The organism is Rugamonas sp. GW822-FHT03B10, from assembly GCF_058801745.1.
On the sequence record NZ_JBXANP010000003.1, the window covers coordinates 18,220 to 30,080 of the forward strand.

An 11,861-nucleotide genomic window follows, 5' to 3' on the forward strand; every position below is an offset into this window, starting at 1 on the left:
GCGTTGCCCAATCCGTTACAGGCGCCACACCTTGAGGCCCACCGCTGACAGCGCCTCCTGGGAGAACGCGGCCTTGACGTCGATGAAGCAGCCACCCTTGATCAGCTTTTTCTGGAAATCCTCCGCCGGCAATCCCAGCAGCGCCTGATGCGACACGGCCGCCACGATGGCGTCGGCGCGCGGCAGCTCGTCCCACGCGAACAGGCGCACGCCATACTCATGCATGGCCTCGTCGGCGTCGGCGTATGGATCATGCACGAACACTTCCACCCCGTACGTCTTGAGCTCGTTGATCACGTCGCCCACCTTCGAGTTGCGCAGATCGGCACAGTCCTCTTTGAAGGTCAGGCCCAGCACGTTGACACGGGCGCCCTTGATGTAGCTGCCGGCGGCAATCATGTTCTTGACGGTCTGCTCGGCGATGTATTTGCCCATGCCATCGTTGATGCGGCGGCCGGCCAGGATCACCTGCGGATGATAGCCCAGCGTTTCCGCCTTGTGCGTCAGGTAATACGGATCGACGCCGATGCAATGGCCACCGACCAGGCCGGGGCTGAACTTGAGGAAGTTCCATTTGGTGCCGGCCGCCTTCAGCACCTCGGAGGTGTCGATGCCGATCTTGTCGAAAATGATGGCCAGCTCGTTCATCAGCGCGATGTTCAGGTCGCGCTGGGTGTTCTCGATGACCTTGCACGCCTCGGCCGCCTTGATGCTGGAGCAGCGGTGCACGCCCGGCTCGACGATCTGCTCATACAGGGCCGCCACCCGTTCCAGCGTGTGCGGGGTGTCGCCCGACACCACCTTCACCACATTGGTCAGCATGTGCTGGCGGTCGCCCGGGTTGATGCGCTCGGGCGAGTAGCCGACGAAGAAGTCCTGCTTCCACTTCAGGCCCGAGGCCCGCTCCAGCACCGGGATGCACACCTCCTCGGTCGCGCCGGGGTACACGGTCGATTCGTAGACCACGATGGCGCCCTTCTTCATGTGCTGGCCGACGCTGTTGCTGGCGCCGATCAGCGGACCGAAATCGGGATTGTGGGCGAAGTCGACGGGGGTCGGCACGGCCACGATCAAAATGTCGGCCTCCGCCAGGATGGCGGGGTCGGCCGAATACTCGGCATGGGTGGCGGCGGCCATCTGCGCGTCGCTCAGCTCGCGCGAGGGATCGACGCCGCCGCGGCAGCTGTCGACCTTGGAGGTGACGATGTCGAAGCCTATCGTGCGGCTGCGTTTGCCAAACTCCACCACGAGCGGCAAGCCCACGTAGCCCAAACCAATTACGGCGATCACTGTCATACAAACCTCTTCTTTAATCTGTGGAATGGAAAATCGGGCTCAGCGACGGCTGGCCTCTTTCAGCAGCAGGCGGATGAACGCCATGTCTTCAATGAAGTAGCGGCGGAACATGCGGCGCGGCTCCTGCAGGAAACGGTAGAACCATTCCAGGCCGGACTGCTGCATCCAGCGCGGCGCCCGCTTGACCTTGCCCACCGCGACATCGAAGGTGCCGCCCACGCCCATGGCGAACGGCACCTTCATCAGCGCCTGGTACTGGCCCAGGAACTGCTCCTTCTTCGGCGAGCTGATGGCCACGAACAACAGGTCGGCGCGGGCCGCCTGGATCTGCGCCACCACCCCGGCCTCCTCCTCGGGCTTCCAGTAGCCGTTGCGGTAGCCGGCCACCACCAATCCCGGATACTTGAGCTCGTAACCCTGCTTGACGCCGGACACCACCTCCTCGCGCGCGCCCAGCAGGAACACCCGCCAGCCCTTCTGCGCCGCGCGCGCCATCAGCGCCTCGAACAGGTCGACCCCGGCCACGCGCTCCTTGAGCGGTTTGCCCAGCAGGCGCGAAGCCCAGACCACGGGCATGCCGTCGACGTTGACCAGCGCGCATTCATTGATGATGCGGCGCAGTTCAGGGTCGCGCTCGGCCTTGACCAGCTTGTCGACGTTGACCACCACGTGCTGATGCGGCAGGCCGGACTGGATGAAGCCTTCGATCTTCTGGAGCGTGTCCTCCATCGACAGGTTGTCGATCTGGCAGCCCATCATAGTGATGCGTTCGCTCATGCCAGCTCCTTCGCCAGCACGTCCACGATCCGTTCCGCCGCACGCCCGTCCCACAGGTGGGGCCGGCGGCCCTGCTTGCCCTCGCCGCGCAAGATCTTATGCGCCTCGGCCACGATGCGTTCCGGATCGGTGCCAGCCAGCACGTTGGAACCCTCCTCGACCGTGACGGGGCGCTCCGTGTTCTCCCGCAGGGTCAGGCAGGGTACGCCGAGCGCCGTGGTTTCCTCCTGCAGGCCGCCGCTGTCGGTCAACACCAGCGCGGCATCCTTCCACAGGTTGAGGAATGCCATGTAGCCCTGCGGTCCGACCAGCTTGATGTTGGGACCCAGGTCGATGGAGAATTTTTCCAGGTTGGCGCGGGTGCGCGGATGGACGGGAAAAATCAGCGGCAGCTCGGCGGCGATGCTGCGCAGCGCGTCGGCCAGGCGCGTCATCATGGGCGCGCTGTCGACGTTGCTGGGGCGGTGCAGGGTGACCACGCCATAGCGGCGGCCGGCGCCGCTGTGGCGCGCCTTGTAGTCGCTGGTGTCGAACTGCGCGCCCGGGTCGTCGCCGAGCTTGTTGGCCTGGTACAGCACGTTGTCGACCATCACGTGGCCGACATAATGGATCGCCGACTCGGCCTTGCCCTCATGGCGCAGATGCGCCACGGCGCTCGGCTCGGTGACGAAGAACCAGTCGGAAATGCTGTCGGTCACCAGGCGGTTGATTTCCTCGGGCATGGTCATGTCGCCGCTGCGCAGGCCGGCTTCGACGTGGGCGACCGGGATGTTGAGCTTTTTGGCCACGATCGAGCAGGCCAACGTCGAGTTGACGTCGCCCACCACCAGCACGGCGTCCGGCCGCTGCTGCTGGCACAGCTCCTCGAAGGCCAGCATGATCCTGGCCGTTTGCTGGGCATGGCTGCCGCCGCCCGCGCCCATGAAGATGTCGGGTGCGGGGATGCCCAGCTCCTCGAAAAAGACCTCGTTCATGTCGCGGTCATAGTGCTGACCGGTGTGGATGATCTTGAATGCGATGCCCCGGTGGGCTTGCAGCGCACGCACGATGGGCGCGATCTTCATGAAATTGGGACGCGCTCCTGCGACCAGATACAGAGTAGGCATGACGAACACCTTCAGAATTGAAATTTACAAAAATACATCTATTTTAAACTGGGCGCGCAAGACGGCGCCCGCCTCGCGCGTGGCCACGCGCAGGGTCGGCGCCGGCTGGCGGTGCTCATAGCGCGCCGAATACCAGCCCAGCGGCGGCCGCTCCCGGCCGCGGACCAGGTCCAGCGTCAACGCCGGACCGGAAAACTCGGCCCGCAGCGCGAAACGCTCGCCACGCACCTGCAACACACTGCCCTCCAGGCTCAGGTGCAAGTCCGGCGCGAAATGCCAGAACTGCTCGAGCAGGTGGGACTGGCGCCCGCCCGCCTCGTCGTCCACCGCCAGGGTCAGCGTATCCGCATCGAAGCGCACGCGGCGGCGGTGCCGCAACGGCTCGGCCAGGCGCTGGTAGCCGTCGTGCGCACCGACGAAGTCGAACTGCGCGGGACCGCTCGGCATGCGCTCGACGACGCAGCGGGCCTTGCGCGTCCACATGAAGCGTCCGCCGCTGACCGACTGGTCGAGCCCATCGACGCGCAGCGTGTTGTGCGCCGATGTGCCGCGGAAATAATCGCGCCATTGCTGCTCCTGCCAATACGAGTACGTGCCCGGATCGACCAGGCAGGGCTGGCCACAGACCGACAGCGTCAGGGCCAGCGCGTCGGCATGGCCATGGGCGGCGATGCCGAGATAGCCGAGCGGACCGCAATCGACCATGCCCTTGATCTCGTCCGCCGCGCCGAAGCGCGTGCCGAACAGCAGGTAGCCGCCGTCGGCGAATTGCCAGTCGCTGGCGGCCGGCAGCGGCGGCGCCAGTCGCGCCAGTCCGCCCAACAGCCAGCGCGCCTCCGCGGAGCGCGGCGCGCCGGGTTCGAACATGGCCCGGCCCAGCGCCAGCAACATCGCGCCGCGGTCGGCCACCGGCCCCGGTTCCAGCCGGAACACGGTGCCATCGTCGGCGTCGCCGACCATCGGCATGTGGCCACCCGCGTCGCGCACGGCCGCCACAAAATGCAGGCCGCGCTGCAACGTCTGCCAATAGGCGGGCGACCAGGCCTCGCCGGCGCGCGCCCCGGCGAGGCCGGCCATGAGCAGGAACTCCGCCGTGAAAATCTGGTACGAGAACGCTTGCTCGCGGTTGACGCCGTCGGCCGCGTGCTGCAGGCGGGCCTGCTGTTCCAGCTCGGCCTTGGCGCGCCGGCGCCAGCCGGCGCTGTGCGGCCAGCACGGCCAGGTGCGCGCCGCCACGTACAGGCCGGCCAGTTCGCCCACCAGGTGGTTGTTGGCCGACGAGTGGCGCGACAGATGGCGGCGGACGTACAGGCAGTGGGCGAAAATGCTGTCCAGCCAGGCGCGGCGCAGCGCGGCGCCGGCGGCGCCGGCGAACAGCGCGCTGTCGCGGCCGCCGATCAGCTGCCAGATCAGACTCCAGTTGATCAGACGGATGCCCAGTTCGAGCGAGCTGGTCCAATTGGGGCCGCGCAACGGCGGACACTGGCGCAGCCAGCCATCGAGCTGGCCCAACAAACCTTCGCCATACCGCGCATCGCCGCTCAGGTGATAGGCCTGGGCCAGACGCACCAGGTGCAGGTGGCGGTTCAGCTCCCACACATGCTTGATGTCGCCCACGCGCGCGCGGTCGGTCACGCCGATGGCCGGCCCGAAGCCGGCCGGGCCGCGGATGCCGGTCAACGGATCGCGGTTCCATTCCGGCTGCGCGCCCACGGCGAAACTGCCGGTCGCGAACAGCGGCACGGTGCCGGCCAGGATGGCGTCGGCCTCGTCCAGATACGTCCGGGCAGCGAGGCCGTCCAGGTCGAACGGCGGCGGCGGCGGGCAGGACGCCAGTTGCGCCGGCGGCGCCGCCTGCGGCAGCATGCCGTGGCGGATCAGCCGCGTCAGCCCGGCCTGGCCGGCACGGTGCAACACCTCCAGCGGCGACATGCAGCGCAGCCGGTTCCAGAACCAGCCCGCCCTGTGCCGCACGGACGACCCCATCGACGGCGCGCTCATGGCCGCACGGTCGACTGGCCCGCGCCGCGGTCCAGTTGACGATAAATGGCCGCGATGCGCGCCAACACCACGTCCGAGCTGTAGCGCTCGCTCACGGTCTGCCGTGCGCGCACGCCCAGCCGTTGGCGCAGGGCCGCATCGGCCAGCAGGCGCTGCAGCGCGGCGGCCAGCGCGGACGGATCGGCAACCGGCACCAGCAGTCCATTGTCCTGGTCCTGCACGGCTTGCGGAATGCCGCCCACGGGCGTGACGACGATCGCCTTTTGCGCCGCCATGGCCTCCAGCATCGACATCGGCAAACCCTCGTCGTGGGATGGCAGCGTGAAAATCGCCGCGCGTGCCAACTCCTCGTCTTTTTGCGCGGCATCGATCCAGCCCAGCAAGTGCACGCGATCAGCGATGCCCAGTTCGGCCGCTCGCCGCCGCACCTGCTCCAGCTCGCCGTCGCCGGCAATGCGCAGTTGCAGCTCCGGCCAGGCCGCGCTCAATTGCGCGACGGCCTCCAGCAGGTCATAGGTCCCCTTGCGGCGGTTGGAACGGCCGAGGAACAATACGCGGCCGGCCTGTTCACGCGTCGGCGTCGGCAAGACCGGCAACCGGACCGAGTTCGGCACCACGTGCACCGTCGCCCGCGGCGCGTAGCGGCGCAGGAAATCGGCCCAGGCGTCGGACAACCCGATCACGACGGAGCTGCGCTCAAGGGTATGGCGTATCCACCAGCGCATGGGCGGCCCGGCCTCGTTCTCGGCGAACTGCTGAAAGCCACCGCCATGCAGGTGGAAGATGGTCGGGCAGCCACAGGCGCGCGCCAGCGCAAGCAGCAGCGACTTCCGGTAGAAGCTCGCATGCGATGCCGAGTGGACGTGGACGATGGGGCGGCCGCCCAGGCAGGCCACCAACAATTGCCAGCTGGCCGAACACATGGCGCGCACCTTGCCGCCCACGCCATGTTCGATATGGCTGGCCAGGTAGCGAATCTGATGACGCTCGAACAAACCCTGCTGCCGTAGGCCGCTCACCACCGCCGCCACCCCACCCTTGCCATCTGGCGCGGTGCCGACCATCAGCACCTTGGCCGCCGTGCGCCTCATTGCCGCGCTCCGTGGCGGACACACGGCCATGCCTGTCCCGGCGACGCCGCGATTACTCTTCCCAGTCCCATCTTCCAACCTCTCCTGAATCGAACTACCCACCGGCCGGAGACAACGGGCGTGACCAATCTGCACGAACAGCTGCGGGCTTGTCGCCGCAACAATAACATTCGGACAACATCATTCCATCCCTTGTGTGGATTGTCAATCGAAACACACCCCATCGGGCGCGATTCATGCGGCCCGCCTAAGAAAAAACCTCCCTGCCGGGCGCTGCGGCCACGGGAGGGAGGTTGTCTGGCCGGCGCCCCAGCGGGCGCCGCGGCGGATCGATACCCGCTTATTTTGGCAAGGAGATGGTCTCGGTGCCCACCTGCAGGGTACGTCCGGTACTGGTGGTGGTCAGCTTGACCGTCGGCTTTTTGCAGCCGACATCGAGCAGCATCAGGAACTCGGTCGACAACACCGCGCTGTTGTTCGCGTAGACCCCATAGTCTTCCACCCCGGTCTTGGGCGGCGGGAAACTGCGCTTTTCGAAGTGGATGCCGGCCGTGTTGATCGGCCGTATGCACAGCGACCTGTTCAGGTAGGTCACCGAGGCGTTGCCCGCCGCGTCGACGGCGATCGGCGCCAGGGTATGGAAGTTCCATTCGAACACGTGCGCGGCCGGCGCGGCCAGCGTATCCATGACGACGGCCGCGTCGATGTTGCGCAGGTACCAGATCTTGCGCACCGCCTTGCTCAGCACACCGGAATACGTCACCGTGGCGTCGCCCTCGGCATAATCGCGCGTCGCGCTGGTGGAGAACGAGGTCACCTTGCCGGTGTAGGCGAGCGTGCGGGTGTAGCCGGCCGTCGTGTAGCCGTCCACCGCCTGCCCCTGGCCGCCGTCGTAGGTGATGGCGTTGTGGGCTTTGGTCTGGCGATACCAGGTGCTCCACAACAGCGAGCCGTAATAGTCCTCGAAGCCCGACTGCGGCAACAGGGGCACGCCGGCGCTGTGCAGCACAATGCTGTTCTGCTCGCCGTGGCTGTGGTTATACGAACCGTATGGGCTGGCCTTGAAGTACAACGAGGTACGCAGGTTGCTGCCCATGTCGCTGTGCATGGCGACCCAACCGATACTCGGATAGAGCCCGGCATTGGCGGGAGGGGCCACCGAGGTGGCTGTGTTGACCGGCAACGGCCATGGGGCCTGCAGCAAGGTCAGCGTATCCATCTCGCCGGGGATGTGGCTGTAATACCATGCGGCCGCCGGCGTCGAATAATGGGCCGCGTAGCCTTTGAGCACGTAGAAGGTCGGAGGTACTTCGTTCTCATCGCCAAACACGTGACGGGTCGCCCCCGGCGGCACGAAGTGCATGAAGTAGCGCAGGAAGCCGGCCGACCAAGGCTTGTTGAACATATTAAAGCCGGTTGCTTGCATCATGGGCTGCCAGATTTGCTGGGCCAGCTCGGCCGTGTACTGCGCGTAGGCCGAACCGTTGGCGAAGCCGCCCTCCGGACCGCTCCAGGCGCTGAACGACGCCACGTAGGCGCGGAACGAGAAATCGAACCACGTGTCGGCGGCGGGAATGTCGCCCAGCGCCAGGGTGGAAATCAACGCCAGGAAGCCGAGGTTGGTGCCGCCATGGGAATCGAATGGATACTGGTCCATGCGGCCGTTACTGCCGGCCAAGTCGTTGTAGATGTCGGTGGTGCGCAGCGCCACCGAGTTGAGCCAGGCCGCGCGGCGGGTGCCCGACACGTTGGCGCCCAGGCCGTCGATTGCCCGCAGCAGGGCCAGCGTGATCACGCGGCACCCTTGGTCCTGATTGGCATAACTGGTCGGGCCGGTCGTGCTGAGGGCGGCCATCGCATCGCCGCGCAGCAGCGCTTCATTGAGGAACTTGACCTCGCCCGACAAACGGTACATCAGCGTGGCGGCTTCCAGCTGGCGGCCGTTGGCGTAGATGGCCGCGCGCACGGCGTTGATCTGGGCCACCTGGGCCGACGTCAGCGGCGAGCCGGTGGTGCTGAGCGGCCACAGCGCGTCGCTGACCGGCTTCACCGAGGTGACGGCCCACGATACCTCGGAGTACAGCTTGTTGTAGGCGTTGAGGCGTTCGGCCTTGATCGCCGAGCCCCAGCTGCTAAACAGCGGCAAGCCGCGCTGCAGGCCGCGCGGGCGCGGCGTGGCGATGATGGCCGCGCGCAGCGTCGCGTTGTCGGCCACCTGGAACACCTGGGCCGAGCTGTCGACCGTGAAGGTGCGCGGCAGCGACCAGTTGGTGGTGCCGGTCGGCGCCACTTGCCAGGTGTAGGTGCCGAGCGGCAGCGCCGTGGTGGGCAAATACCAGTTGCGCGTCGTGGTGAAGGTCTGCACCACCGTGGTGCCGGATTTGATGACGAGGGTGTACGAGGCCGCCCCGGTCGGGTAGCGCGCCCACTTGAAGGTGGGGGGATTCTGCGCCTGCAGCTCCATGTTGGCGGGGGCGGGCGTCACGACCACAGGGTCGGACGACTGCACCCAGTCGGCATGCGCCTGGGTACTGGCGGCGAACAACAGCACCGCCGATAGCGGCAGCGCGTACAGTGAATTGAGTTTCATATTGCAGCCTCCGTGGCGACAAAAGGAGCGGACAAGGACAAACGGTTTACGCGATGGGTCGTGGCGAAATCGGATCGACAAGCGGCTGCGGACTTTATTCGCTGCGCCGACCACACAGTCGCGCGATCGAATATCAAGCCGCTTGTTCCCTTTGATTATACACAGTTTCCCTCTGAAAACGACCCCTCATTGACCACCCAGCGGAACTTCCCGGCCTTTGTGTGCGCAATATCCGACATCAGACGGATATTTATTTGTATCCTTGCATCAACTAATTGATGTATGTTGTCAATCAACCTTTGTTGATCAGAAGCATCAAAACCATGATCCGGCACCAGCCTGATTTCCCACCGGCCCGGCGCCACCTGCGCCACCTGCGATTTGAGGATGCGGCCGACGCCCTTGAAGGCGAAGGTCAGGACGGACGGACTGACCGGGGCGCCGTCGCTGCCGTAGATCGCGTCCTCGTATTTGCCCGTCACCGGCTCGATCATCGGGAACGGCCGCCCGCAGCGGCAGGCGCCCGGCTTCCAGCGGGTGCGGTCGGACAGGCGGTAGCGCACCAGCGGCATGGCGGCGTTGAACAGGGTGGTGCCCACCACATAGCCCTCGCCATCGGTGGGGCGGCCCTGCTCGTCGACGATCTCGACATAGGAATAGTCGGAATTGATGTGCATTTCACCATATTCGCAGGCGGTGGCCATCGCCACCCGCTCGGCCATGCCGTACATGTCGCGCACCTGGCCGCCCAGGCGCCGCTCGATCAGTTCGCGCTGGTGGTTGTACAACGGTTCGGAACTGGTGAAGATGTGCGGGATGGCCAGCGTCCGCTGCGCGCGCTCCAGGTATTGGGCCAGCATGTAGGCCGTCGACGGATAGGCCTGCAGCATGGCGGGCGCGAAGCGCGCCAGCTCGTCGACGATGGCCGGCAGGAACGGCGCCTTCAGGTGGCGGGAGGAAATCAACAACTGCTGGTTATATCGGTTGTGGAACCAGAAAGGCGGCGTGGTCCGTCCCAGATCCACGACCTGGTCGCCGCGCAGGGAGGCCCGCCGCATGCCGTCGTGGAAGCCACTCCATTCCCACTGCCGCTTGACGAAGGCCATTTCCAGCAGCACCGAGCGCGGGCTGCGGAACATGGCGATCGGCGTGCCGGTGGTGCCGCTGCTCTTGCCGACCGACTCCCACGGCCGGGGCCGTCCCCCGTGCGGATACAGGCGCGACGGCTCGGCCAGCAGCGTGTGCTTGTCGATGATGGGGAACCGCGTGCGCAGCACATCGACCGCCTCGGCCGGCGTGAAGCGCACGTCGACGTGGGCGTAATACGGCAGTTTGGCGATCGCCCACTGCAGGCTCTGGTGCAGCCATTGGGCTTGCCGCGCAGCCAGCTCGGTCGTCGTGAGGCTTTCATGGCGCCGGATCGAGCGCAGCAGATAATTGCCCAGGGCGTTGTCGCGCAGCAGCGCCCTGGCGCCGAAATGCAGTTCCTGTTTCAGCGTCACGTTCCACCCACTTCGCCGTACCGGTGCACAAGCATCGCATCCGGCCCATGCTCCAATACTACTTTGCTGGCGATGGGCGTCTGCGGGGGGATCAAGCGAACGGTCGCCATTCCTCTCAGCAGACCGGCCGCCGCCACGTGCCACAGCAACAGGGAAAAGGCGGCATCGGGCAGGCTGCGCTTTTTCGCCGCCAGTGCCACGCAAACGAATACCCCCGCGCCGACCAGCACGGGTAGTGCGCCCGGCACCAACAATGCTAGCGCCAGCATGATGCTCCAATAGACGAGCACCCCCAAGGGGTGCAGGCACATGCGCAATACGCGTCCCAGCCACGGCTGGCCCATGGCGGATTTCAGCAACACGCCCCCGGCATCTTGCCTGCCCGAACGCCATTGCCGCCGAATCAGGGCCATGGTGGAATCCGCATGTCCGGTATGCAACACGGCGACAGCGGGAAGACGTACCAAGCGCCAGCCCCGGCTGCGCAGCCGCAGCCCCAGCTCCGCTTCCTCATACGCCTTCAAATTACGGTTGCCCGCATAGCCACCCGACTCCAGCACGGCGGCGCGCCGGTACAATCCCCCACCGGCCAACCACTGGACTTCACCAGGCTGCGCCGCCGGCTTGTTCTTCAGGCGGTGGCGGTCAAAGCGATTGTTGATTTGACTATCCTGCAACACGCCAGCCACCCCCCCCAGCGTTTCATCGCTGTCGATCAGCGCCAGGGCCTGCCGAAGAAAGTCCCCCTGCAGCTCCATGTCGCCATCAAGAAGATACACAAACTCACCCTGCGCGTGCTGGAACCCCAGCTGCACGCCGGCGCCGCAGCCGCGGTCATCGGCGCGTATCATCTGCACGATCTTCACCGGGTAGCGGGCGGCGATGGCCAGCGTCGCGTCGGTCGACAGTGAGTCGGCCACGATCACTTCGACCTCGGCTAGCCCCTGCACCGCGGAACAGACCGCGTCCAGGCACCGAGCTATCTTGCGCTCCTCGTTGTAAGTCTTGATCAATACCGAAAGTTTCATCTCTTTATCCATCCGTGTCGGCCACTGACCGTGCCCGCGCGGGTATCCCCACCACGGTGACCCCAGCCGGAACATCGTGCAGCACCACCGCGTTCGCGCCTATCCTTGCCCCCGCCCCCACCGTGACGGGCCCGAGTATCTTGGCGCCACTGCCGATCACCACGTCGTCTCCGATCACTGGCACGGCGTGCAAGCCGGAGCGCCCACCTATCGTCACATTGGTGCCTATATTGACGCGGCTGCCGATGCGGCAGCGCCCATGTACCACGATGCCCAACCCGCTGTACCCAAACACGGTGCCCGAGCCGACCACCGTCGTTGGCGGCAACACGACAGCAAACAAGATGCGGTTGATCACATATAGCATCTGCGGCAACAAAGGGATGTGCCGGCGGGACATCCAGTGGGCAAGGCGGAAGATCAGCAACATGGATTGCGTCCTCCATACCGACGCGTCCAACGGAAAATTT

The 11,861-nt window shown here is 65.9% G+C and carries 9 protein-coding genes; all 9 read right to left on the minus strand.

Going from position 1 to position 11,861, the window contains the following annotated elements; all coding sequences use genetic code 11:
- Positions 1–15 precede the first annotated feature (15 nt).
- Positions 16–1,296: a nucleotide sugar dehydrogenase gene (locus AC1RQG_RS06010; RefSeq protein ID WP_493129329.1), complete on the minus strand. Its 1,281-nt coding sequence runs from the start codon at positions 1,294–1,296 to the stop codon at positions 16–18.
- 39 nt (positions 1,297–1,335) lie between these two features.
- Positions 1,336–2,073 carry a WecB/TagA/CpsF family glycosyltransferase gene (locus tag AC1RQG_RS06015; RefSeq protein WP_493129331.1) on the minus strand — a complete coding sequence of 246 codons (738 nt, stop codon included), beginning with the start codon at positions 2,071–2,073 and terminating at the stop codon, positions 1,336–1,338.
- Positions 2,070–3,179 (minus strand): non-hydrolyzing UDP-N-acetylglucosamine 2-epimerase, encoded by a 1,110-nt coding sequence (wecB, locus tag AC1RQG_RS06020; protein WP_493129333.1) that lies wholly within the window; start codon positions 3,177–3,179, stop codon positions 2,070–2,072. Before wecB ends, AC1RQG_RS06015 begins: the two co-directional genes overlap by 4 nt.
- 24 nt (positions 3,180–3,203) lie before the next feature.
- Positions 3,204–5,180, minus strand: coding sequence for a heparinase II/III family protein (locus AC1RQG_RS06025; RefSeq protein ID WP_493129335.1), 1,977 nt, complete (start codon positions 5,178–5,180; stop codon positions 3,204–3,206).
- Positions 5,177–6,271, minus strand: a complete 1,095-nt coding sequence (locus AC1RQG_RS06030; RefSeq protein ID WP_493129337.1) for a glycosyltransferase family 4 protein — start codon at positions 6,269–6,271, stop codon at positions 5,177–5,179. The genes AC1RQG_RS06025 and AC1RQG_RS06030 overlap by 4 nt, the downstream gene beginning before the upstream one ends.
- A gap of 340 nt (positions 6,272–6,611) precedes the next feature.
- Positions 6,612–8,861 carry a heparinase II/III domain-containing protein gene (locus tag AC1RQG_RS06035; RefSeq protein ID WP_493129339.1) on the minus strand — a complete coding sequence of 750 codons (2,250 nt, stop codon included), beginning with the start codon at positions 8,859–8,861 and terminating at the stop codon, positions 6,612–6,614.
- Positions 8,862–9,016: 155 nt separating this feature from the next.
- Positions 9,017–10,363: a phenylacetate--CoA ligase family protein gene (locus AC1RQG_RS06040; protein ID WP_493129341.1), complete on the minus strand. Its 1,347-nt coding sequence runs from the start codon at positions 10,361–10,363 to the stop codon at positions 9,017–9,019.
- Positions 10,360–11,391 carry a glycosyltransferase family 2 protein gene (locus AC1RQG_RS06045; protein WP_493129343.1) on the minus strand — a complete coding sequence of 344 codons (1,032 nt, stop codon included), beginning with the start codon at positions 11,389–11,391 and terminating at the stop codon, positions 10,360–10,362. Before AC1RQG_RS06045 ends, AC1RQG_RS06040 begins: the two co-directional genes overlap by 4 nt.
- A gap of 4 nt (positions 11,392–11,395) precedes the next feature.
- The gene (locus AC1RQG_RS06050; protein ID WP_493129345.1) at positions 11,396–11,821 is read right to left on the minus strand and encodes a serine O-acetyltransferase; all 426 of its coding nucleotides are present in this window, start codon (positions 11,819–11,821) and stop codon (positions 11,396–11,398) included.
- Positions 11,822–11,861 lie beyond the last annotated feature (40 nt).